We start from the raw sequence: 23,680 nt of genomic DNA, 5'->3' as shown, positions 1-23,680 counted from the left end.
TCAAAAAAGGGGGGCGTGCAGATGAAGGAAAAGAATAGAGCCATCAGAAAACTTTGGAGCAGAAAGACGCTTCAGTGTCTGGATTTTTTGACGGCGAAAAATCTGCCGCCCTCGCGCGACTCCTCGCACCTGCACCACGGCTACACCATCAGCATCGTGGAGAGCGGCATTCTGCCGATGAACTTCCGTGATTTCCGGCTGGACCTGAAACCGGGAGACTTCCTCATCCTGGGGCCGGAGGTGCCGCACAGCTTCAACCTCTCCTCACAGATGGGAGAGTGCTCGTACAGGACCGTCTTCGTCAAAGAAGAGGGACTGTCGGGCGAAGCAAAGAGGGCCGTTGAGAACGAAAAGGCCACGGTGTCATGCTTCTCCGACCCCGCGCTCTGGGAGAGCTACCTGAATATCCAGCGCGGCGTCGAAGCGGGCTCCGAGTCCGATATCAGCGACATCATCAAAAGCTCGGAGCTGCTTCTCTCAAAGATGGCCGGCAATACCATCTCAAGGATGGTCGTAAAATCGTCGCACATCCTCGCCGTGAAGGAATATCTGAAGGATAATTTCGCCTCCGTGCCGAACATCGAAGAGCTGGCGGAGATCGCCCACATCAGCCCCTTTTACCTCATGAGGCTCTTCAAGGAGGAGATCGGCCTCTCTCCTCATGCCTATATAAACCAGCTGCGCGTGAACAGGGCGAAGGAGATGATGGCGGAGGGGCTTCCGCTGCTTCAGATAACCTACGAGCTCGGCTTCACCGACCAGAGCCATTTTTCAAAGACCTTCCTGAAGATAACCGGAGTCAACCCCAACCGCTACGGGAATGTCTGCCGCGGGACTTAGGAAATCAACTCTGAAAAATCGCGGGAAATGTCTGCTGCGTACTTTGCTTTTGCCGCTTGTATAAACAAGAGGCAATAAAACACCAATATTAAAGGAGATGATATCTATGTCTTACCTAAGAGTAACCTCTTTAGACCTATGGGTGATTGTTTTTTATTTCTTCGTAATCATAGCTAACGGTATATATCAGAGTGTGAGAAAGACAAAGGGGGGCGACGATTTCCTTCTTGGCGGAAAGTCCTTCGGGATCTTCTCGACATTATGCACTCAGGGAGCGACCATGAAGGGCTCCTCCGCTCTGGTAGGATACAGCGCGGGAGCGTACGTCAACGGCGCGTCCGTGCTGATCTCCAGCCAGTGCTACAGTCTGGGAGCCTGGATCGCGGTCATGTCCGGCATTGCGAGAAAGATCAAAAAGTGCTCCAATACCATCGAAATTCGCAGCGCCGGAGATATTTTCTTAAGACGGTTCGGGTCGGAAACGCTAAAAAAACTGGTGGGACTCGGCGGCACCTGGATGTCCCTGTCAATCTTGAGCAGCAATATGGCGGCCATCGGCCTTCTTGTGCACCTCATGTTCGGGAAATATGGACTGACATATGAATATTCCCTCATATTGGGCGTCTGCGTCGCGGTCGCCTATACCGCGATCGGCGGGCTCGTATCCGTCGTCTACAACGACGTCCTTCAATGGTGCATAATGATGCCCCTGATCTTCTTCCTCTTCCCCTACGCGCTGGTCACAAAGTGCGGCGTTACCCCGGAGGCGCTGCACAGTACCTTAAACGCCGCGAAGTATTTTTCATTGCAGCCAAATTTATGGTGGTTCGGTTTTCTGCTGGGAGGCATACTCGCCGCCTGCTGCGACGTCTCGCATCTGACGAGGTTTATCACAGCGAAGGACGAGAAAACCGCCGTCACCGGAAGCATGTTTGGTTTTACTTTTTGCGTGCTGCTTGCGGGTTTTGTAGTTTTCTTCGGCCTCTCGGCCGCCATGCTGATCGAACCGTCGGTATTGGGAGACAATAAAGACGGCGCTATATTCGCTCTGATCTCACGGGCACTGTCGCCGGGATTCGTCGGACTCATGCTCGCGGCAATTCTCGCGGCGACAATTTCCACGATCGACTCTAACCTGCAGACCGCCGTATTATGCACGATGATAGATATCGTTGAGCCCTCACTCCCTAAAAATACGACGGAAAAACAGAAACTTCTGTATTGCCGCCTGATAACCGTAGTTATTGCGGTACTCTCCATATTCTTCGTACTTAAAGTAAAGGGGATAATCGCAATAATAGGCATCGGATTTAATGTCTACTCTTCGGCGATATTCTTCCCCCTGATGAGCTGCATGTTCTGGAAAAAAGCCACGGCGAAGGGACTTATCACCGGCATCGTGGTCGGCGCAGTTACAGCGGTAGTTACCGTCAGCATGAAACTGCCGCTGCCGATAGTCTGGGGAGTCTCTTTCTCAGCCATTTCAACGATCGTCATCTCCTGGCTGACCGCCGGTGAAAAATCGATAAAACCGCTGCTTCCCGGCTTTAACGAAAGCGGGCAAAAGATCGATTCCGACATTTTCAAAGCATGTTTCCTCGGCGCCTCCGGCTCTCTGATCCTCTCAATAGGTATCGGGACATGGGTAAATTGGATATACATAATAATCGGCACTATCCTAATGTTCCTGTGCATAAAGATGCTCGACAGCGCCTTCAAAAGGGTCGCCGCCAATTAATAAGCCCTTGCGGCGGCATCTATATTGAGATTACAAAATAGGTTTAATGATTTGAAACACAATAAAACACAACAGGAGGGTTTTTGAAAATGAAGTATTTCTATCATGAAGACGAAGTTGATTCTTGGAGAGATTATACGGGAATACCGGAAATTTTTGCGGAGGACAAGGGGCGCTTCAAAGTCCTGTCCGACCCCGACAGCCCCGACCTGTTCTTCGGCATCTATGAATTAGATCCGGGAGAAAAGCATGTCCTGCATCACCATAAAGACGCGGCGGAATGGTACTATTTTATCGAGGGAACCGCACTTGTGCGGGTAGATGACCAGGAGCAGCAGTGCGGCCCCGGCACGGCTATATATATGCCGGTCAACGCCAAACATTCGATTTACAACAACGGCGATAAAACTATCAGGGTTTTCTGGGGCTACAATAAGCTGAGAACCTATGACAGCTTTGTCTGGGACGACGAAAAGGTGGCTAAGATCTGGGAGCGGGTAAAGCCAAAGGGCGACAAGCTCGCCGGCCAGGAATAATCACCGTTTCTAAGAACCCGCTCAGGCCTGAGCGGCGGTAAACAACGACGGCCACGGATCGCGGCGAAGGAATCTTTCCCTTCGCCTTTTTATGGCGCCGGCAGATTGTGTATCGAAGAACCACGTTCCGCCCTCCTCTCTTATCAGTAAATTATCCCTTGTACGCATATATTTTTGATATAAAATGCTAACAGCACATAGATAGCAGCAATTCGGTGTTATATTACCCTTATAGCACCGTAATTATTTATAGGAGGTCATGTTATGAAAGGCTGGCTCAAGGACTTTAAGGAATTCGCGATGCGCGGCAATGTGGTGGATATGGCGGTCGGCGTCATTATCGGCGCGGCTTTCGGCAAGATAGTCACCTCGCTGGTCAACGACGTGCTCATGCCGCCGATCGGGCTGCTGGCCGGAGGAATGGATTTTTCAAATCTTTTCATCAACCTCTCGGGCATCCACGCGGCGACGCTCGCCGAGGCGCAGGCGCAGAATATCCCCGTCATCGCCTACGGCTCCTTCATCAACACCGTCATAAATTTTCTCATCCAGGCCTGGGCCATCTTCGTGGTCGTCAAATTCGCCAACAGGCTTAGAACGGAGAAGCCCGCGGAGCCGGAACAGCCGCCGCGCCTCTGCCCCTACTGCTTCTCGGAGATCAATGAAAAGGCGACCCGCTGCCCGCACTGCACCTCCGAGCTGTAAGCGCCGGCCGCCGTCTTCGGCCCGACAACAGGGGAAACCTTTAGTCCAAAGGTTTTCCCCTTTTGTTTTTTTGCCTAAATTTTAACTTTAACGCAAATTCTCTCATTGACATTTAGCCGGTTCAGTGTGATATTACACTGGTAAATATAATGTAACGATTTTAAGGACGGTGGAAAAAGATGACGTGATCTAGCGCTGATAAAATGCACGGGATGCATTGCGCGGTTGCCTGGTCCTCTTTTTCCGCCGGATCTTCTTTTCCGGCCGGATAACGGTTCCGGCTCCCTATAATAAATTTCCCCCTGCATTGATGTGGCGTTTTGATATGGCGGCGGCCCCGCGGCTGCTGCCGGTCTTTGGCCTGTGACTCGGCCTTTTATATCGGACAATAAAAATATTAAGGAGTGTTTCTGTTATGAAGAAATTTCTTATCGCGGCAGTAATCTGTCTTTTCGCGGCCACGGCCTTTGCGGCCTCACCGCTGGACGTTTTCAAGGGGCAGAAGGGCAAGATCGATATCGCGGGCGGCACCGCGCATATTCCGGTCATGAAAGAGGCGGCCAAGCGCATCATGGGCGCGAATCCCGATATCCGCATCACTGTGGCCGGCGGCGGCTCGGGCGTCGGCGTCAAGCAGGCCGGCGAGGGGCTCGTGGAGATCGGCAACACCGGCCGCCCGCTGAAAAAAGACGAGATCGAGAAGTACGGTCTTGAGAGTTTCCCCTTCGCGATCGACGGGGTGGCGGTCGTCGTGAATCCCGCCAACAAGGTGGGCGAGCTCTCCTTTGAACAGCTTATCGACATCTACGCCGGCAAGATCACCAACTGGAAAGAGGTCGGCGGCAGCGACGCGGAGATCAATCTCTATGTGCGCGAGGACGGCAGCGGCACCCGCGAGGTATTCACCGACAAGGCAATCAAAAAGGGCAGCGTCGCCGCGAAGGCCAACGTCGTAAATTCCAACGGCGCGATGAAGACCGCCGTGGCGAAGGACGCCCGCGCGATCGGCTACGTGGGGATCGGGCACATCGACAGCTCGGTCAAGGCCCCCAAGCTCGCGGGGATGACCGCGACGCAGGAGAACGCCGCGAACGGCAAATACTCCGTCGTGCGCGACCTTTTCATGAACACCAAGGGCAAGCCGGAAGGGCTTACGGCGCTCTTCATCGACTATATCTACTCGCCCGAGGGCGCGCAGATCATCAAAGACAGCGGCTACATCCCGCTTCCACGAAAGAAGTAAATCCTGCGGGGCGCCGGAAAAATCAACCTTGGCGCCCCGTCTTTATAAAAGGCGGCTTATGATGATAGATTCCCCAAATACCCCGCTCTGGCTGCGGGCCTCGGCGGTTTACGTGACGGCGCTGCTGGCGACCGTCTTCGTCTTTATAACCTTCTGCGCCGCGGAGGGGCTCTTTATGAGCGGCCCGACGCTCTTTACCTCCGTATGGCATCCGGAGACGCAGGACTTCGGCATTCTGCCGATGATCGCGGCCACCGCGGCGCTCTCCCTCTCGTCGCTGGCCCTGGGCTGGCTCATCTCCTTCGGATGTATCTGCCATATACACGGCTTTGGCGAAAAATACAGCGCCTCGCTGCTTTCATCGCTCCTGCGCCTGATGACGGCGATACCTACGGTCGTCTACGGCTTTGCCTCTGTATTCCTCCTCGTGCCGCTGATACGCGACGGCATGGGAGGCTCTGGCTTCTCCTGGTTTACGGCCACCCTCGTACTCTCGCTGCTTATCACGCCGACGATGGTGCTGACGATGGAGAGCGCCGTCGCCCAGACGGCGCGGGAGAGCCGCCTCGCCGCCGAATCTCTCGGCCTCTCCCGAGCCGAACATCTCGTCTATGTCGTGCTGCCGGCCTGCAAGGAATGGCTCTGGGGAGCGGCGCTGCTGGGCTTCGGACGCGCGGCGGGCGATACGATGATCCCCACAATGCTGGCCGGCAACGCCGTGCAGTACCCGGTCTCGCCCTTTGAGGCCATCCGTACGCTGACGGCGCATATCGGGCTCGTACTCTCCTCCGATGTCGGCGGCACGGCCTATTATTCTCTCTTCGTCGCCGGCGGCATCCTGCTTGCGCTGAGCACGGGGGCGAATATTCTCTTCAGAGCGATCCGAAGAGGGAGTGAAAGAGGATGAAAAAACGGCTTTTGATCTGCGGCCTTATCTCCTGCGCGGGGGCGGCCTATGTGGCCGGAGCCTGCGGGGCACTGATTTTTTTCCTCACGGAAAAGGGATTCCCCCTTATCGGGCGGCAGCTTTTCTTCGGCGATACGCCGCCCTATGAGGCGATCATGGGGCTGCGTCCTGTCTGGGAGGGTATCTGGCCGGCCTTCGCGGGAACCTTCTGTCTCGTCCTCCTGACGATGCTGATGGCGGCGGTCCCGGGCATCGGCTGCGGCATCTACCTCGCACGTTTCGCCAGGGGCCATACGAAGGAGCGCCTCTCGCTCGCCATCGACCTGCTCGCGAGCGTTCCCTCGATCGTGATGGGGCTTTTCGGCTTTGTGCTGATCCTCGCGCTGCGGCACACCTTCGCGCCCGGCGCGACGACGAGCATCTCTCTCGCCGCCTTTTGCCTGGCGCTGCTTGTGATGCCGTCGCTTGTCGTAACAACGCGCTCTTCGATGGAGAGCCTGCCGCCAATGCTTGAATTAACCGGTGCCTCGCTGGGTTTTTCTGAGAATCAGCTGCTGCGCCGCCTGCTGCTTCCCGCCGCCGCGCGCGGTATCTTAGGAGGGATAATCCTCTCAATGGGGCGCGCGGCGGAGGATACCGCCGTGATAATGCTGACGGGCGTCGTCGTGAATTCAGGGCTGCCCGCCGGTCTTGCCGCAAAGTTTGAAGCCCTGCCGTTTTTGGTCTATTACACCGCGGCGCAGTATGCCGACGAAAGCGAATTATTGCGCGGATTCGGTGCCTCGTTGGTTTTATTGCTGCTCTCGGCCTTTTTGATGGGGGTTGCCTGGCTCTGTCAAAGGGGCATGGAACGCCGCTGGAAGGGGATATATTGACGTTATGGAAAATTGCGCTGAGATAAGGGGGCTGTGCGTCTCCTTCAATGGTGAAGAGGTGCTGCACGGCATTACCACCGATATTCCGCGGCATGGCATCACAGTGCTGTTAGGACGTTCCGGCTCCGGCAAGACGACGCTGCTGCGCGCTCTGAACCGGCTGAACGAGAGCTTCGCCGGCTACATGGGAACGGGAACGGTGCGGCTTGCGATAGGGGGCGGCATGAAACCGGTTTACGGCAGCGAGGCACCGGATTTGACGCGGATACGGCGCAGCGTCGGCATGGTCTTTCAGAGCCCTAATCCGCTGCCGCTCTCCCTCAGGAAGAACATGATCCTGCCCCTTGAGCTGACGCTGGGCCTTAAAAGGGACGAGGCCGAAGGGCGGATGGAAAAGAGCCTCCGTGACGTCGGCCTCTGGGACGAGGTAAAGGACCGCTTAAACCGGCACGCCGCAAGTTTTTCCGGCGGCCAGCAGCAGAGGATGTGTCTCGCGCGGACGCTCGCGCTCGAACCGGACATCCTCCTGCTTGACGAACCGACGGCTTCGCTCGATAAAAAATCCGCCGAGCTCATTGAGGAACATCTAAAGAAGCTAGAGGCGCGGATACCGCTGATCATGGTCTCGCACAGCCTCGCGCAGGCGAGAAAGCTCGGAGCGCACTTCAAGATCCTGAGCGAGGGACGCATAATCAACGAGTTTGAGCGTGAGGCTCTCCCGCGCGGAGAGGCGGCGGAGGTTTTTCTCGAGGAGCTGCTTTAGAGACGGCCAGAATAAAAAACAGGCAGCGCCCTCCACTTCAACGGAGGGCGACGCCTGTTCTTACCTTGCCGCTCTATGTTTAAAGCGCCGTTTTTATTGCGGGGCGCTGTGTTTTCCTATTTTCCCTTTTCCATCAGTCCGTCAAGCGCGCGCACCAGCGGCAAGATACGCGAGTTGGTAGCCGGATCGGCGAGTGCCTGCTGAGCGGTCATCTTCTTTCCCCAGTAGGCTAGGTTGAGGTCTCTGTTCTGATTGATTACCAGGCCGCTGAGGGAGATACCAGCGAAGAGCCCCTCGGTCATCGAGTAGCTGTAGAGCGAGGCCTTGAGCGGCGCGTTGGTCGAGGCGCCAAACTCGCGTCCCACCGGTCCCGCCGCGACCGCCACGTCGGCGCCGAGCTTGAAGCTGTTGCCGCCGGTAAAGGCGTGCAGGCCGTTATCGTTGTTTATCACCAGCACGAGCCCGATCGATTCGGCGCCCGCCTGAAAGCCGACTGAGGCTCCCGAGATCCCCATAAAGGCGGGGCCGCTCCAGCCGCCGTTTTCCGTGCGCAGCAGCACGAGCCCCTGTCCCTCCTCCGCGCCGATTATGAAGCCCGCTTTGGCGACGTCGGGAAAGATCGCCACGCCCTTAGAAGAGCGGATCGTGTCCGCCATTCCCGCGGCATCCGCCTGCAGTGCCATCTTGTTGACAAGGTCTGTCGCCATCTCAATACGCTTCATGTAAAGCGGGGTCTCCGCCGCATAGGCCTCATTGACAAATATAACGGTGAATACCGCCATTATCATGAGGCAGAAAAGTCCGATAAGTTTTTTCATTTTATATTTCCCCTTTCCCGTTTGCTGGTTATAGTTTTACTCCGGAGAGAGGGCTGCGGGGATGGTAATTTGCCTTCGGACGTGGCGGTAAAATTACCGTATCAGCCTATTTTCCGTATAGACGGCAAAAAAGAGTCCGCCCCCTGCGGCGATGGGGGCGGACTCTTACCGTTCAGAAATATTATTTAGGAGCCTTTTTGATGAGATTGTTGAGCGCCTTGATGAGCGGCGCCACCCGTTTGTCCGTCGCGGGCTTCTTAAGCGCGTTTGCCGCCGAGATATCGCGTCCCCAGTAGGCCTTGTTCGCGTCGCGGTTCTGGTTTATGACCGAGCCGTCGATAGAGATGCCGGCAAAGAGTCCCTTGGACATCGAATAGCTGTATATGGAGGCCTTAGCGCGTCCGTCCGTCGCGGCGGAGGTGTCGCGTCCAACCGGACCGGCGGCGATCGCCACATCGGCTCCGAGCTTAAAGCTGTTGCCGCCCGTAAAGGCCCGCAGCCCCTGCTCATTGGTGATGACGAGCACCAGCCCCACGGACTGTACTCCGATCTGGAAACCGATCGAGGCTCCCGATATCCCCATAAAAGCCGGCCCCGTCCATCTGCCGTTGGACTGGCGGAGGAATACGACTCCCTCGCCCGTCTGCCCGCCGATGCCCAATCCGGCCTTCGTCACCGCTGGGAAGATGGCGACGCCCTTGCCTGATTTTATAACGTCGGCCAGCGCGTCGGCATCCTGCTCTTTGGCCATCTTGTTGATAAGATCCGTCGAGAGCCGGATGCGCCTCATATGCGCCGTCTCCGCGAAGGCGGCCTGCGCCGCGCCGGCGACGAGAAGCGCGATCAGCGCAAAAATGGTGATTTTTCTGCTAACTTTCATCCCTTTTCCTCCTTTTGTGGTGTCTCTATTTTTATTATATTATTATTTTATAATATAGACTCCATCAAAACCATTAAAAGCAATATAATTATATATATGTAATTAATGAAGGTGTAAATGCGGACAGATAGGATAGGATATATCTATTCGCATAGGCTAGGCGGCTCCGTCCGGCGGGGCCAGCCGAACGAAATATTGCTCTCTGCATCATGGATCACAGAGGAAAGGATGATCATTTATGGATAAAATCTTCGCGCCCTGGCGCATGCAGTATATACTTTCAAACTCGGACAACGGCGACCCGCAGGAAAAGGGCTGTATCTTCTGTAACTTCCCCAAGCTTGACGAGGATGAAAAACGCCTCATCATCGAACGCGGGAAATATTGTTTCGTGATAATGAACGCCTATCCCTATAACCCAGGGCACCTTATGGTCGTCCCCTACCGCCACACCGCGGACGTCACCTCGCTGTCGGCGGAGGAATTCGGCGAGATGACGGCGCTCGTCCAGAAATCGGTCAAGGCGCTCACGGAGCTGATGCAGCCGCACGGCTTCAACATCGGAATGAACCTCGGTAAGGTTGCGGGAGCGGGCATCGACCAGCATCTGCATATGCACATCGTACCGCGCTGGAACGGAGACACGAACTTCATGCCCGTCATCGGCGAGGTACGGGTCGTATCGGAGTCGCTTGCCTCGACATATTCCAGGCTGAAGGCAATATGGCCGCAGGTCAGCTGAACGTCTTCCGCGCGCCGCGCCGGGACTGCGACGCGGAATTTACCGAAAAGCGCTCCCGCTTTATCGGCTCCGTGCGCATAGTGCTCGACGCGGACGAGGCGGCGGAGACGATCAAAAGATTTCCCGAGCTGTACCCGAAGGCCAACCACCACTGCTGGGGCTACCGCATCGGCGGCGGCGCGCCCCTCGAGCACTGCTCCGACGCGGGAGAGCCCGCCGGCACCGCGGGACGGCCGATCCTCGGGACGATCAAGCGCCACGAGCTTACCAATACCCTGATCGTCGTCACGCGTTATTTTGGCGGGATAAAGCTCGGCGTGCGCGGCCTGATCGACGCCTACAAGGCGGCGGCGGAGCTCGCCGTCGAGCAGGCGGGGGCCGTCGAGATGGAATTCCACAACGCGCTCCGGCTCCGCTGCGGCTACGACTACTCGAAGACGCTCTCCTCCACGCTGCGCAAGTGGGGTTTTTCGGAGGAGCGCGTCAATATCGAATACGGCGCGGACGTCGTGATGAAACTTGAAGTACCGCTGTCGATGCGGGCGGAGCTGGAGGCGCCGCTTGCGGAGATGGCGCAGCGCTCATTCCTCACGGAGCTGAGCTGGAACGAAGAGCCGCTGGTGCGCGAACGCTGGCGTTGATTTCAATGATTTGCCGCAGGGGGGATGATCCTGATGTTTCGTAAATTCTTTATCTTATTTGCCGTGGCGCTGATGCTTACGCTTCCGGCGGGAGCGCTTCGCGCCGCGGAATGCGCGGGCGGCGGGGCGCCGCTGGAGATCGTCAACAAAAGCGGCGGTAGTATAACGGGACTCTCTATTTCGCAGACGGGAATGGAGAGGTGGTCGGCAAACAGGCTGACGGAACCGCTGGCCGCGGGAGCGTCAGTCTCCTGCGACATCGGCAGGGACTCGATACTCGGGCTCAGCGACATCAAGCTGACGATGAGCGACGGCCGGGAGATAGTCTGGCGCAGGCTGCCGATCCTTGAGATATTCTCCATCACCGCCGACAAAGACCTCAAGCCGCGTTATGAGAGGATAAAGCTGGGCAGCTGATAGCGTCTGCCCCTCCCGCGGCGCGGGAGACTTCAAAAAAGAGGGAAGCGGAAAGGGATAATGACCTCCCTTTCCGCTTTTGCGTTTCGCACCGCATAAGCGGCGAAACGACGCTTAATTCGAGCTGTTCATCGCGCCGCTCAGCATTCCGCCAATGATCAGACCGCCGATGACGCCGAGCACGATCTTGCCTGTATCGTCGTTATCCCTCTCACGGTAATAACCTGGGCCGTAATAAGGCTGCGGGCGCGGATGCCATACGGGAGCACGGTAATTCGGCCGCGGTACGGGGACAAGCGGCGGCCTCATAACTCCGGGAGCCATATTGGGGCGCGGCGGCAGCGGCCTTACGGGCCGGGGGCCCATCTGCGGACCGCCAGGCCTCACCTGCCCGGGACCTGGGGGACGGTTCTGCCCCGGAGGCAGCGGACGCATCTGAGGTCCGGGACCGCCAGGCTTAGGACCGCCATTATGACGCACGGCCGGCATGGAGTTATTGATCCGCACGGGGCCCGCTCCCATTGGGGGCCTGTGTCCGGGCGGCGCTCCCTGAGGGGCGGCAAAGGCCCCGCCAGCGGCAAACAGCAGCAGCGTAAGCGCCGCCGCAGGTCTGCTTAGACATTTCATTTTCACACCTCCTCACATCTCTGAGATAAACCAACAGCCGGCCGCGGCAGAAAATAATGCCCGGCAGGATGAGGTAATCCGGCTTTTACGCAAGAGATAAAAAGAAGGTCTATTTTGAATTAGCGGCGAGGCTGCCGATGACGGCGCCGATAACGGCGCCGACGGCCAGCGCTTTAACAGTATCGCCGGAACCGCCGTCGTGATAACGCGGCGCGGGAACGGACCTGGGCGCGACACGCGGCGCCGGCTTATGCCGCGGGAGCTGATTGGGATGTACCATCATCTGACCGTGGTTTTTCGGCGGCATTGCGGGACTTCGCGGGGCGGCAGCGGCGCTTCCGGCGGCGACCACAACCACCGTCAGCGCAAGCGCCGCCGCTTTCTTTATCTTATCGAAAAAAACCTTCATCATCTGCACCACCTCTGTTTTTTCTTACATAAACAAAGTATAGGCCGCCGATGTGAAGGTTTTATGGCTGATATATGGCGTTTTTGTGTTAAATATATGAGGGCTCCGCGGGGTGTTACTCTCCCTGGTGAATCTCCTCGTAGTAGGTGCCCATGAGCTTCTTCCAGTCGACATTTTCGTCAAGCAGATTGGGACAGGTGCTGTCGGGATAGAACCATTTACGTCCAAGCCCCATCAGTATCTGCCACCAGTCGTGAACGTCGGGGGTCAGTATCTCGCCCTCCGGTCCGATACGGCGCAGTTCGCGGTATACGAGCGCCACCATCTGGCTTTCGTCCATCGTCGCCGTCGTCTTCGCGTAAAACTCTATCATATAAAAATAGGAGCAGGAGCCGAGCTGATAGATCAGCTCCGTCCACTTCGGCGATATCTTCGTCGTCTTAGCGAGCGTCATCTGCTTTTTGCTGCCCGCGCTCTTATGGTTGACGACAAAGAGAATCTTATCGGGGTCTATATGGTGCAGTTCGTCATATTTTTTGATGAGGGCCTCCGCTATCGGCCTTATTCTGCTTGAACATATCTCATAATCAAATTCTGCGTCTGTCTTTACGGACATCTTTTATTCCTCCGTTTAATAGCGTGGCTGTTTCTCTCTCTCGAAACCTATACATTATACCATCCGGCAGGATTTTTCGCCTATGTCTCCCATTTATCCACAATATCCACAATAAAAATGTGTCTAATTAATTTGATTTTTATTAACCTATATATGCAGCGCACATGGAATATGACAGAGGACCAAAAAAAGGAGCTCGTCCTGATAGAGAAGAGCTCCTAACATATCGTAAAGATAAAGTTTTTAGTAAAAAAACAAGCGGGAACTGATTACTGCGGTTTCTTCAGACTGTTCCCCCTGCGGACGAAGGTCGGATTTTCATAGACTTCGTATGTAGACGGCTTAGTGTAAGTGGTCGGTTTCTTATTGTCGGCGGCCTTCGTCTCCTCGGGCTCCTCTTCAAGCAGCCAGGCGGGAATATGCGCCTCACGCTCTAACGGACGGCGGCGCTCATATCGCGGCGCGGGTGGAACTTCGACCACCTCTTCGGACTGAACGGCAGTATTTGCCTCCTCACGGGACACGGCAACGGTCTCCGCTTTTGCCGTTCCAAAGGAGGTTTCCGGCTTTTCATTTTTCACCGCCGGCATAACGCTGCCCTGCGATTCGTCAAAACCGGCGGCGACGACCGTTATCTCGACGTCGTTCTCTATTAACGGATCAGCTACGCAGCCCCAGATAAAGTTGGCGTCGTCAGAGATAACCTCTTCCACGATCTCCGCGGCGCGGCTTATTTCGTAGAGAGGCAGTTCGCCTTTATAGGTGATGTTCATCAGCACGCCCTTCGCGCCGTGCATGGAGCATTCCATCAGCGGGCTTTCAAGCGCGTTTTTCACCGCCTTTATCACGCAGTCCTCGCCGTTCGCGGTTCCGATACCCATCACGGAGCGCCCGGCGCCGCGCATGACGGTCTTGAGGTCGGCGAAGTCGACATTCACAAGTCCTGGACGCGTCACAAGGTCGGTGACGCCCTGAACCGCCTGGCGGAGTATCTCATCCGCAAGAGGAAAAGCCTCCATCAGCGACGTCGTCTTATGGGAGATGTCGAGCAGCCTGTCGTTCGGCACAACGATCAGCGCGTCGACCTCCGGGAAGAGTTTCTCAATCCCCTCTTCGGCGTAGCGGCGCCGCCGCTTTCCCTCGAACGAGAAGGGCTTAGTCACCACAGCCACAGTAAGGATCCCCATCTCTTTCGCGGCGCGCGCGATGATAGGGATGGCTCCCGTTCCAGTGCCGCCCCCCATGCCCGCCGCAAGGTAGACCATGTCGGTCCCCTTGAGGTAGGCGCGGATATCGTTTATCGACTCCAGCGCGGCACGCTCGCCGACCTCAGGAACCGCTCCCGCACCCAACCCCTTCGTCACCTGTTCTCCGAGGATGATCTTCGAATCGCAGAGCGACATCTCAAGCGAACGGATGTCGGTGTTCACGGCAAGCATATCGACGCCTTCAATACCACGTGAGATGATATGGTTGAGTGCGTTTCCGCCGCCGCCGCCTACAGCTATGACCTTTATCGCCTTTTTAAAGATTGTCTGGGATTTCGGTGCTGATTCATTTAACATTTCAGTTTCCGATCTATCGCCGCTGCCGGGAACAATAAGCTCGCGCTCTTCCCGGTCATACAAATTTTCCGCCGGCATGCTCAAAACACCCACCTCTTTCTATACCTGGTTGATGTATAATATTCTCCGTATCTTATTATAGCATTGAGAGGAATTATATTATATGAGCCCACATAAAGAATCAGTAAATTTCTTAGGCGATAACTTGCCTTTCATGATTTTTTTCGCGCTGTTTGCCCTGCTCGCCTGGGATATAACGGCGCCGATATCGACGCCGACCCTCTGGGCGGCAATGCTCTCCTTTATCTCAATGCCGATATACCGTTTCGTTAACCAGAGACTGATGCGGAACCGTTTTCCCGGTATCGCCGCTGGCATCACACTGACGCTCTTCCTGCTGATCTGTATAGTTCCGATCCTCTACGCCCTTTCAACGCTGGGGCGCGAGGCGGCCGGCATGGGGGCCGACTTCTCACAACTCCTCGCGAATATCCAGCAGCAAGCCTACAGCGGTAAGGACTTCAACTTCCCCGCCTGGCTGCCAGTATGGGCCGCGGACTATCTGACCTCGTTCCTGGAAAACTCCGAGGCGGTGAAATCCGTACTGCAATACTTCGCCCAGTGGTCGGCAAAGTTCCTCAGCTCGCTCTCCGCCTATCTCATAGAGCAGGGCTCCAGCTTCATCCTCAACGTGATGATCACCACCATGATCTCCTTCTTCCTCATCCGCGACGGTGAAAAGATCGTCGACTACGTGAAGAGCGTCATTCCGCTCTCCCATGACGAAAGCGAAGATTTCTTCTCCCGTACCGGCAGCATCCTCAACTCCATCGTCTACGGCATCATCCTCACCGTAGCGCTGCAGGCCCTCATCGGCGGCGTCGGCTGGTGGTTCGTCGGCCTCGGAAGTCCGATGCTCTTCGGCATGCTGATGTTTTTCTTCGGCATGTTTCCTGCGGGCACGGCGGTCGTCTGGGTTCCAGGCTCCATATATCTGGCCCTTACTGGAGACCTCAAAAACGCGGCAATTCTCTTTACCTGGGGACTTCTCGTGGTAGGGACTATAGACAACCTGCTGCGTCCCTTCCTCATCAGCGGCGGCAGCGGCGGATGCGAGATACCGACGCTGCTGATAATAATGGGGCTCTTCGGCGGGGTGATGGTCTGGGGCTTCCTGGGGATATTCGTCGGACCGCTTGTGCTTGTACTCTTTGTATCAGTTTGTGACCTATATCGGAAACGCTGGCTCAGGAGGCATCACGGTTAACTATGTTTGGAGAATATCTCGCCGCGGCGGCGACCGCGGCGTCGCTTGCGATGGACGCCTTTTCCGTCTCAATCTGTATCGGACTCTGCCACGAACGGCTGCGGCTGCGCGAGGCCTTCATCCTCGGCGCCGCCTTCGGTCTCTTTCAGTTCTTCATGCCTCTGCTCGGCGGCGAGATCGCAGAGCACCTGAGCGGCTTCTTTGACAGCTGGACGCCGTGGATCGCCGCGGCGCTCATAATATGGGTGGCGGTCAATATGATAAGGGAGGCGCGGGACTGTGAAAAGGGCGGCGGCAGCTGCATGACGGTTACACTGAAGAACGTCGTCATGCTGGCCTTCGCCACCTCGCTCGACGCCCTCGCGGTGGGCTTTTCAATCGAAAGCACCGGCGGTTCGGCGCTGATCCTCGCCATACTTGCCGGAATTATTACGTTCTCACTCTCAATATTCGGCGCGCTTGTCGGCAAACGTTTCGGGACCGCCTTCGGCAAAAGGGCCGAATACCTCGGCGGCGGCGTCCTGCTCGCGATAGCGGCGAAGATAATCTTCGACGTTCTATAAAGGGAATTGGCGCGGCGCTGACGCCGAGTAAAGCCACAAGCGGCCACGGCAGAAAGACAATGGCCGCTTATGGCTACAGAATTCAATTTATTATATTCTTGTAAATCTTACCCTCTTTCATGACAAAGGCACACTCCGAGGCTGCTCTGGGGTCCGTGAGAAGATCCCGTTTCCAAGCCGCGATGTCAGCCGTCTTTCCCGGCACGAGAGCGCCAAGGTCAGGACACCCGACGATTTCAGCATTGACGCTCGTCGCGGCAAAAAGCGCCCTCATCGGCGGTATTCCGAGGTCTACCCATGCTTTGAACTCTCGCCAACCGTCGTGATTTGGATAGATACCAACGATATCCGAACCAAGGCCGATCTTGATGCCGCCGTTTTTCACTAAATCGATGACGACTTCGCGGCTCTCCTTCAACTGCTCGTCATATTTCGCCAATTTTCTGACAAAAGCCTCGCTTTTTGGCGGCAGCTTCGAGGGGTCGATATCATCGTCCGGAGGCATCAGTGAAAAAAGCGTCGGCACATATTTCACATCGGCTTCCAACATCTTCTGCGCCGTTCTCCCGTTCATCAGCGTGCCATGCTCGATTTCATCTATTCCCAACTCGATAAGCAGGTCGATCGATTCCGCGGTATAGGCATGGGCAATTACCGTTTTTTTCGCAAGGTGGGCCGTATCGATGATCGCCTTGATTTCATCGCGGTCGAGCTGCATCTCTCCGGGATCGTCACCCGGAGAGGCGAAGCCGCCGGCCGCCATGATCTTGATGAAATCGGCCCCATACTTTATCTGTTTACGGACAAGGTATTTAAACATATCCGGCCCCGTGCCAATCGCATAGGGCTGCTCCATAAAATCAGAGATAAACGGGTTGGCGTTGCCGTGAAAAATTGAAAAATCCCAATGCCCTCCGGGGGTACCCAGCGCATGCGGAGCGACGATCATCCTTGAGGCGGGGAAAAAACCCCTTTCGACAGCCCTCTTTACATCAACGCAGCCAAAGCCCCGAAATGCGGTACCGGTGATCCTCACAGTGGTGAAACCCTTTTGCAGCGACTGGGTCGCGTTATAGGCCATATTGAGAGCTTTCATCTCTTCAGAATCCGTTACGGAGAAAGAATTGAAAGTCTCAGGCCCAACAAACTCATAATGGGCGTGAGCGTCGATAAAACCCGGCGTTACCATACACATTGACAGGTCCGTGACAACGGAGCCCGCCGGCGGCAGAAGATTTTTGCCGGTCTCGACAATTTTACCGCCGCATACGATGACCTTTACATCTGTCTGAATGTCGTTGTTGACGCCGTCAAAAAACCTACCGCAGATAAGGTAATGCTGCTCCATTAAAAAATTACCTCTCCATCTTTAATCACATGCGCCGGCCGTTCAAGCGCTGAGAGCGATTCCAAGGGGTCGCCGTTGACGATCACAATATCCGCCAGATAGCCCTCTTTGATAAAACCAAGCCTTTCCGAAACACCTATTATCCTCGCCGCGTTTCCCGTGGCGGCGGTCAGGACCTCTTCTTTGCTGAGACCTCCCTCTTCAAGAGCGTAAAGTTCTTCCATCAGCGAGGGGTGCGGGGAGTATGGTGATCCGGCGTCGGATCCGGCGCCGATAAGGACTCCGGCCTCATGGCACCATTTAAGCGCGTTACGGTGCCGCGCAATGATATCGGCAGCCTTTTTGCGGGCATATTCCGGCACCTCGGCGCTTGAGGAAAGATGCTGATAAATATAGAAGGTCGGAACGAGGGCTGTACCTTTCTCCCTCATCTCCGCCGCCATATCCTCCGTGATGCAGTGTCCATGTTCGATGCAGTCTATTCCCGCCTTCAGGCAGCCCCTGATGCCGGCTTCGCCGATCGCGTGCGCCGTGACCTTCACATTCCGGCGGTGGGCCTCGTCCACGATCATATCGACCTCTTCCTGACGCAGTTCGACATCGTCGACCCCCTCTCCCTCTGTGCGGCCATAGACGCCGCCAGTCGCGGATATCTTTATCATGGGGGCTCCCAGCGCCACCTGTCTTCTTACGGCCCTCAGCACCTCCCAGGGACCGTCGGCCATAATCCCGTGAAAAGGGTCGTGTCCGCCGGTCATAATGATAGACTGACCGCTCGCAAAGATTCTCGGCCCCTGGAACTTGCCAGCCTTTATGGCCCGATCGACGAAAATCGCGGCATCCCCCGGCGATCCAAGATCTCTTACGGAGGTGATCCCCGCCGCGAGGTATTTTAATGCGCTGCCAACAGTTGTGAGAAGGTGCTCCTCCGCGTTTTCACGGCGAATATCCTCCGCGGGGTCCGCGCCGCCGTTCCAAGTCAGATGCACATGCAGATCCATCAGCCCGGGAATGGCTGTCTTTCCATCCGCGTCAATACTCTCTATTCCCGCAAATTTTGTATCGGGGTCATATGGCGTTATCGATTTAATGACCGATTTTTCGATCAGGATATCGTAGAGGCCCGCAAGCGCTCTTCCGCCGTCGAAAACCATCGCCTTTCTGATTACCAGAGACTCCATTTACAACCACCCTTTTCTGCCTGTCGTTTGGTGCAGCCTATAGTTCTTCGTCAAAATTTTCTTCAAGACATATCGGCCCCTCTGAGAGATGGTGCTCCATCGCGTATCTGACCGCCTGAGCATCTTTTTTCTTAAGCGCTTTGATTATCTGTTCGTGATCTTTATAGCCAATCTCACGATAATAGTAGGTGCTGAACATGACCATTCGGTAATAACTCATCGAGTCCCACACATTCTGGAGCATATTTGTCATTACCTCGTTGCCGTAACAGGAAAAGAGGGTCATATGAATTGTATCGTTTTCTTTAAGGAGAGCCCGCGGGAGCTCCTTCTTCGGGAGGGTCTCAAGGAAATAGCGAAGCCTCTCGTTTGCCTCTTCCATAGACTTTATCGCCTCGTCCGTAACATATGGAAAGGCCAGCTCTGTGAGCGTCAGCTCCAAAAGAAGCTGTAATTCCCTATATTTGAAGTAGGTTTTCTTTGAGAGTTTTGACGCCCTCCAACCGGCGCGCGGAATATATTCCACAAGTCCCTCCTGCTGAAGCTTCGTAAGAGCCTCCCGAATTGGAGTCATGCTTACCTCTAAACGTGACGCCGTATCCTCAAGACTTATCTTGCTGCCGGGGGTTATCTCTCCCTCAAGTATCCACTGCTTTATATCCTCATAAGCAGCCTCCGTCAAAGTCTTAGGTTTTACCATACGGATTCACGTCCTTTGCAGGTTTAATTGTCGAAATTTACTGATATTGTGGCATCATTCTCCTTTTTTGCCAAGATATTTTCCATAAACCCTCTTCTTTTTTTATTTTTCATTTTTTAACTAAAATATGGCTCTTTATAGCTTTTTCTTAACAAAGCAGCCATCTTGCATGATGACAAACAGGTTCTCCCTGTTTTGGAAGAGGGCGACGTCATCCAGCGGGTTGCCTCTTACAAGAAGTATATCTGCACATTTCCCCGCCTCGAGCGTGCCAATTTGTTTTTCCCTCTTCATCAGCTTAGAATTTTCCCTGGTAGCGCTGAGGATGGCTCCCATCGGCCCCATCACCCTTGCCTTGAGCTCAAGCTCCATAGCCTTGTAAGGCTGGCCGGAACCTACCATGTCGCAGCCTGACCCGATTTTGACGCCAGCCTCCATCGCGTTGTGGACCGCCTCCAGGGCCGACTCGCGCACCTGCTTCATCTTTCTCAGGAAATAGGAGGGGATCCCGAGCTCTTCTCCATGTTCGGACATATAGAAATAGGTCGAAAGCGTAGGAACCAGCCAACAGTCTTTCTCCTTCAATACCTGCGCCGTGGCCCTGTCGAGATAGTTACCGTGTTCCATACTGTAGACGCCAGCCTCCGCGCAGAGGCGCATGCTGCTGTTGGAGTAAGTATGGGCAAGAACGACCTTTTTGACCGCAGAGGCTTCGGCGACGACCGCTTTAAGCTCATCCAGGGAATACTGCGTGGTATCCGGCTCATCCGCGGGGCTGCCGCAGCCGCCTCCAGCCATCACCTTCAGATGGTCGACGCCGCGCCGGAGCTGTTCCCTCGCCGCCTTTTGGACCTCTGCCACTCCGTCCGCCACACAGCCGATGGGAATCGGGGAGAGCATCGGCGCGGCGACCTCCGTCGACAGCCTGACATCGGAGTGACCGCCGGTCTGGCAGATGGAGGTGCCGGATACGGAAATTTTCGGTCCCGGTACAAGCCCTCTTTCAACGGCGACCCGAAAGCCGGCGTCGGCCCCGCCGGCGTCGCGAACAGTGGTGAAGCCCTGCTCGCCCGTATCCTTCAGCACCTGCAGACATTTCACAAAATGCATCGCCGGATAGTCTCTGCGTGGGATCTCAGCGAGGTTATCGTCAAAGAGGTTCAGGTGGATATGTGCGTCAATGAGGCCGGGCATCAGGGTGTTGCCCTTGCAGTTTACGATTTCCGCCTCTCTGAATATAGGCGCTTTCCCGCTTCCTATCTCCTTGATGACACCATCATCCACTGTCAGCCAGCCATTTTCGGCAGGTTCAGCGCCTGTACAGTCAAGCAGAAGGGCATTCTCAAAGACGGTGATCATTCGGCCGCCTCCATATCAATGTTCCCGGTACTGTCTATGACGCCGGCCTTTTTGGGGAACAGGAGGCTGAATACCACAAGGGCTACGGTGGCAAGAGGGACGGCGATGATGATTCCGTTAAGGCCCATCGGCCGGTTAAGGAAGAGGTCCCAGGCAAGGATCGCCGCGCCGCCAGTCACGACGGAGGCCATGCCGCCTCCGGGGCTGGCCTTTTTCCAGAGGAATGCTCCAAGCAGCGGAATCGTTACACCGGCTCCGTATATCGAATAGGAATACATCTGCATCTTCAAGACGCTGGGAAAAAATACCGCCATGACATAGGAGAAGATGCCGACACAGACGATTGTTATACGTGTGCCTCTGACAAGCTCCTTATCCGTCATATCAGGTTTGAAATACTTCTGTACAATATCTATCATTATGTTTGTCGAAGCCGAAAGTATAAAAGAGTCTCCGGTCGTAACAAGGAAAGCCACGCAGGCGCAGAGGATTGGAGCTCCGAAAATAAAGGGAACATAGTTGATCGCCATGCGCATTACAGCCGTATTGCCGTTGATGTTGGGCATCAGCTTAACGGCGAACATGCAGTAGCTGAGCACAAGGAAGATGACGACGCACATCCCACAGAAGAGCATCTGAGCAGATTTGCGCGCCTCAGCCGGCGTCTTGGCGCAGGCGTAGCGCTGAAGCTGGTTTTGGTCACCCATGTAGAGGAAGAAGAGGGGCAGGCTGTATCCCGCAAGCTGCGTCCAGGTGAGTCCCCCCGACACACTGGCCTGGGAAGGGGAGAGAGCGGCATAGGTCGCCGCATATCCGCCGGCGGAAGAGGCCGCGAAATAAAGTCCGAAGCCCATGCCAAAGAAGATAAGCGCCGCGCTCAGGGCATCCGTCCAGGCGACGGAGTTCATGCCGGCGGTGACGGCCAGCAGCACCATTATCGCGGCCGCGATAATGACGGAATATGACTGGTCAAAACCGGTAACGATGTTTACGATATAGGCCGCGCCGGTAAAATTATACGAGACGATCCCGGTATAGGCCAGCAGAACGCAGATGGAGGCAAGCAGCCTTGTATGCGGACCATATGTCTGCTCAAGGATCTCCGGCACGGTATACTTCGCCAGCTCACGGATCTTCGGCGCAAGCCCCATCAGAACAAGGGCGCCAAGCGGCGCGCCGATAAAGAAAAAGATACCTGCCCAAGGACCGGTCTTATAGACAAAGTCAGCTCCTCCAACCACTGTGCCTCCGCCGAACCAGGTCGCAAGCAGCGTACCGACAAGAACTATTCTAGGAAGTTCACGTCCGGCGAGAAGAAAACCGTCTTTATCGTCGCGCGCCTTTTTACCAAAATAACAGCCTACTGCGACCATGATCAAAAGATATACCACTATCGCTATTGCGTATGACGGACCTGCTAAAGCTTCATTCATAAAAATCCCTCCCTAATTTTTTAAAAAATTTGACAATAAAACATACAAAAACCTGCTCTACAGCCTCCTTTTTATTATAAAAATCATTGTTCGGGTGGAAAAAGCAGTTTGGGTACCTTTTTGATCCTTACAAGTTCTCTCTCCCAACTTGTAAAAATATTATATATTATATATAATATATATCAAGAAAATTTTATGTCAATATTTAAAAATAAAAATATGTTGATGGGAGGATTCAAAATGGAGGGGTATTTAAAGATAAAATGCGGGAAATTATATGACGGATTAAAAAATTCCCTGCAAGAAGACATGGAAATTTTAATTAAAGGTAAAAAAATCATTGAAGTAGGTCACAACATACCCGGGCCGGAAAAGCTCGAGACCATCGACCTCAGCGACTGTACCGTCACCCCCGGAATGATAGACGCGCATGTCCACCCGGAATTTTTCGACTGGAGGGATATCTATACCGATACTGTCTATAATTCGGACGGCTACCGAACGCTTGCCACCGCAAGAACGGCGCGCAAAACCCTCATGGGTGGATTCACAACGATCCGTTCGCTTGGATGGTTCCGCGAGGCCTATGAACTTGATGTAAAACGGGCGATAGATGAGGGATACATTGAGGGCTCAAGGCTCATAGTCTCATCGCACTTCCTCTGCACCCCCGGCAGCCACGGAGATATGACGCAGGCGGTAAGGAATAACCCTTATTTATCAGATTATATGATGAAAGAGTACCCGACCTGTGGTAATGGGGCCGACTTTTTCACGGGAGCCGTGCGCCGGGAAAAGAAAATGGGCTTTGACTTTCTAAAGATCATGGCCACCGGTGGTTTTGCAACGCCTAATGACGACCCAGACGATATTCAGCTTAACGATGCGGAATTTAAGGCGATCTTCGATACGGCGCAGGAGGTAAAAATTTCCGTAACGGCGCACGCCTATGGGCCACGGCTGATGAAGAAGCTGATTGGTTACGGGATTACAGGCATCGAACATGGTTCACTGATGGATAAAGAGACGGCCAAGCTTTTTGAGGATTCGGGGACCTATCTCGTACCCACCTTCGTTCCCTACGACGACGCGATACACTGCGACGAGGATAGCCTTTCCAAAAAGAGCGAATCTTTCAGAAAGAAACTGGAAAAATACCAGAAGCTCCTTCGGGAGGGGCGCGAGATCATACGTGAAAGCAAGATAAAGCTCGGATACGGGACAGATATGGTCGCCGTACACCAGAACTATGAGAGCGGCTGGGAATATAACGCCTGGCTGAACAGCGGCATGGACCCATTCAGAGCTCTTGCGGCGGCAACAAAGAATAACGCCGAAATTTGTGAAATCGACCATCTTGTCGGAACGATAGAGCCCGGGAAGCTCGCCGATATCGCCGGCTGGAAGAGGGACCTTTTAAAAGATCCTGACGCCCTCAGAGACTGTGCCTTTGTGATGAAAGAGGGAACTGTCTATCCTACGGAAAAGAGATTATAGATCTTTTCTA

The 23,680-nt window shown here is 54.9% G+C and carries 25 protein-coding genes; 14 read left to right on the top strand and 11 right to left on the bottom strand.

Translation table 11 applies throughout. From position 1 onward, the window contains the following. Positions 1–21 precede the first annotated feature (21 nt). The 8 genes from BED41_RS00180 to BED41_RS00145 all read left to right on the top strand — a co-directional run bounded on the left by BED41_RS00180 (position 22) and on the right by BED41_RS00145 (position 7,607). Positions 22–840: an AraC family transcriptional regulator gene (locus BED41_RS00180; protein WP_168160195.1), complete on the top strand. Its 819-nt coding sequence runs from the start codon at positions 22–24 to the stop codon at positions 838–840. Positions 841–946: 106 nt separating this feature from the next. After that, positions 947–2,578, top strand: coding sequence for a sodium:solute symporter family protein (locus tag BED41_RS00175; RefSeq protein ID WP_066741537.1), 1,632 nt, complete (start codon positions 947–949; stop codon positions 2,576–2,578). Positions 2,579–2,667: 89 nt separating this feature from the next. Continuing rightward, on the top strand, positions 2,668–3,114 hold the full coding sequence (locus BED41_RS00170) for a cupin domain-containing protein (protein WP_066741536.1): 447 nt from the start codon (positions 2,668–2,670) through the stop codon (positions 3,112–3,114). A gap of 264 nt (positions 3,115–3,378) precedes the next feature. Next, entirely contained in the window at positions 3,379–3,819 is a 441-nt protein-coding gene (gene mscL, locus BED41_RS00165) for a large conductance mechanosensitive channel protein MscL (RefSeq protein WP_066741534.1), read from the top strand. A 415-nt stretch (positions 3,820–4,234) separates the two neighbouring features. Further along, the gene (locus tag BED41_RS00160; protein ID WP_066741531.1) at positions 4,235–5,062 is read left to right on the top strand and encodes a phosphate ABC transporter substrate-binding protein; all 828 of its coding nucleotides are present in this window, start codon (positions 4,235–4,237) and stop codon (positions 5,060–5,062) included. A gap of 58 nt (positions 5,063–5,120) precedes the next feature. Next, entirely contained in the window at positions 5,121–5,969 is an 849-nt protein-coding gene (locus tag BED41_RS00155; RefSeq protein WP_229712351.1) for a PstC family ABC transporter permease, read from the top strand. Then, positions 5,966–6,844, top strand: coding sequence for a PstA family ABC transporter permease (locus tag BED41_RS00150; protein ID WP_066741523.1), 879 nt, complete (start codon positions 5,966–5,968; stop codon positions 6,842–6,844). Before BED41_RS00155 ends, BED41_RS00150 begins: the two co-directional genes overlap by 4 nt. Positions 6,845–6,848: 4 nt before the next feature. Further along, positions 6,849–7,607 (top strand): phosphate ABC transporter ATP-binding protein, encoded by a 759-nt coding sequence (locus BED41_RS00145; protein WP_066741521.1) that lies wholly within the window; start codon positions 6,849–6,851, stop codon positions 7,605–7,607. A 116-nt stretch (positions 7,608–7,723) separates the two neighbouring features. Here BED41_RS00145 and BED41_RS00140 read toward each other — a convergent pair whose 3' ends face one another. Both BED41_RS00140 and BED41_RS00135 read right to left on the bottom strand, forming a co-directional pair. Continuing rightward, the gene (locus tag BED41_RS00140; RefSeq protein ID WP_229712349.1) at positions 7,724–8,425 is read right to left on the bottom strand and encodes a lipid-binding SYLF domain-containing protein; all 702 of its coding nucleotides are present in this window, start codon (positions 8,423–8,425) and stop codon (positions 7,724–7,726) included. Positions 8,426–8,606: 181 nt separating this feature from the next. Then, entirely contained in the window at positions 8,607–9,305 is a 699-nt protein-coding gene (locus tag BED41_RS00135) for a lipid-binding SYLF domain-containing protein (RefSeq protein WP_066741519.1), read from the bottom strand. 238 nt (positions 9,306–9,543) lie between these two features. Here BED41_RS00135 and BED41_RS00130 point away from each other — a divergent pair, with 238 nt between their 5' ends. The 3 genes from BED41_RS00130 to BED41_RS00120 are packed head-to-tail and all read left to right on the top strand — an operon-like array spanning position 9,544 to position 11,105. Further along, the gene (locus tag BED41_RS00130; protein ID WP_066741512.1) at positions 9,544–10,047 is read left to right on the top strand and encodes an HIT family protein; all 504 of its coding nucleotides are present in this window, start codon (positions 9,544–9,546) and stop codon (positions 10,045–10,047) included. Then, positions 10,029–10,688: an IMPACT family protein gene (locus BED41_RS00125; RefSeq protein WP_066741510.1), complete on the top strand. Its 660-nt coding sequence runs from the start codon at positions 10,029–10,031 to the stop codon at positions 10,686–10,688. The genes BED41_RS00130 and BED41_RS00125 overlap by 19 nt, the downstream gene beginning before the upstream one ends. Positions 10,689–10,721: 33 nt before the next feature. Next, positions 10,722–11,105 (top strand): hypothetical protein, encoded by a 384-nt coding sequence (locus BED41_RS00120; protein WP_066741509.1) that lies wholly within the window; start codon positions 10,722–10,724, stop codon positions 11,103–11,105. 114 nt (positions 11,106–11,219) lie between these two features. Here BED41_RS00120 and BED41_RS00115 read toward each other — a convergent pair whose 3' ends face one another. The 4 genes from BED41_RS00115 to ftsZ form a co-directional block, all read right to left on the bottom strand. Beyond that, positions 11,220–11,732, bottom strand: coding sequence for a hypothetical protein (locus tag BED41_RS00115; RefSeq protein WP_066741507.1), 513 nt, complete (start codon positions 11,730–11,732; stop codon positions 11,220–11,222). Between the two features lie 109 nt (positions 11,733–11,841). Next, positions 11,842–12,144 (bottom strand): hypothetical protein, encoded by a 303-nt coding sequence (locus BED41_RS00110; RefSeq protein WP_066741504.1) that lies wholly within the window; start codon positions 12,142–12,144, stop codon positions 11,842–11,844. A gap of 112 nt (positions 12,145–12,256) precedes the next feature. Then, entirely contained in the window at positions 12,257–12,757 is a 501-nt protein-coding gene (locus BED41_RS00105; protein ID WP_066741501.1) for a putative metallopeptidase, read from the bottom strand. Positions 12,758–13,026: 269 nt separating this feature from the next. Continuing rightward, positions 13,027–14,400 (bottom strand): cell division protein FtsZ, encoded by a 1,374-nt coding sequence (gene ftsZ, locus BED41_RS00100; protein ID WP_066748673.1) that lies wholly within the window; start codon positions 14,398–14,400, stop codon positions 13,027–13,029. 136 nt (positions 14,401–14,536) lie between these two features. Here ftsZ and BED41_RS00095 point away from each other — a divergent pair, with 136 nt between their 5' ends. Together BED41_RS00095 and BED41_RS00090 are read left to right on the top strand one after the other, a co-directional pair. Continuing rightward, on the top strand, positions 14,537–15,589 hold the full coding sequence (locus BED41_RS00095) for an AI-2E family transporter (protein WP_168160194.1): 1,053 nt from the start codon (positions 14,537–14,539) through the stop codon (positions 15,587–15,589). Between the two features lie 2 nt (positions 15,590–15,591). After that, the gene (locus tag BED41_RS00090; RefSeq protein ID WP_066741495.1) at positions 15,592–16,152 is read left to right on the top strand and encodes a manganese efflux pump MntP; all 561 of its coding nucleotides are present in this window, start codon (positions 15,592–15,594) and stop codon (positions 16,150–16,152) included. An 82-nt stretch (positions 16,153–16,234) separates the two neighbouring features. Here BED41_RS00090 and BED41_RS00085 read toward each other — a convergent pair whose 3' ends face one another. The 5 genes from BED41_RS00085 to BED41_RS00065 all read right to left on the bottom strand — a co-directional run bounded on the left by BED41_RS00085 (position 16,235) and on the right by BED41_RS00065 (position 22,173). Further along, positions 16,235–17,500 (bottom strand): metal-dependent hydrolase family protein, encoded by a 1,266-nt coding sequence (locus BED41_RS00085; RefSeq protein WP_066741492.1) that lies wholly within the window; start codon positions 17,498–17,500, stop codon positions 16,235–16,237. After that, complete coding sequence (locus BED41_RS00080; RefSeq protein ID WP_066741489.1) at positions 17,500–18,681, bottom strand: metal-dependent hydrolase family protein; 1,182 nt, start codon at positions 18,679–18,681, stop codon at positions 17,500–17,502. Before BED41_RS00080 ends, BED41_RS00085 begins: the two co-directional genes overlap by 1 nt. Positions 18,682–18,718: 37 nt before the next feature. Then, a complete protein-coding gene (locus tag BED41_RS00075; protein WP_066741487.1) occupies positions 18,719–19,381 on the bottom strand; it encodes a GntR family transcriptional regulator in 663 nt (220 codons plus the stop codon). Between the two features lie 135 nt (positions 19,382–19,516). Continuing rightward, positions 19,517–20,740, bottom strand: a complete 1,224-nt coding sequence (locus BED41_RS00070; RefSeq protein ID WP_066741485.1) for a metal-dependent hydrolase family protein — start codon at positions 20,738–20,740, stop codon at positions 19,517–19,519. Next, complete coding sequence (locus BED41_RS00065) at positions 20,737–22,173, bottom strand: sodium:solute symporter family protein (RefSeq protein ID WP_066741484.1); 1,437 nt, start codon at positions 22,171–22,173, stop codon at positions 20,737–20,739. Before BED41_RS00065 ends, BED41_RS00070 begins: the two co-directional genes overlap by 4 nt. Positions 22,174–22,482: 309 nt before the next feature. On the opposite strand from BED41_RS00065, the gene BED41_RS00060 reads away from it, so the two are divergent. After that, positions 22,483–23,670: an amidohydrolase family protein gene (locus BED41_RS00060; RefSeq protein ID WP_229712347.1), complete on the top strand. Its 1,188-nt coding sequence runs from the start codon at positions 22,483–22,485 to the stop codon at positions 23,668–23,670. Positions 23,671–23,680 lie beyond the last annotated feature (10 nt).

This window comes from Cloacibacillus porcorum (assembly GCF_001701045.1).
Classification (GTDB): domain Bacteria; phylum Synergistota; class Synergistia; order Synergistales; family Synergistaceae; genus Cloacibacillus; species Cloacibacillus porcorum.
Note: the sequence above shows the minus strand (reverse complement) of the source record. Positions and strands in the feature narration are given on the sequence as shown.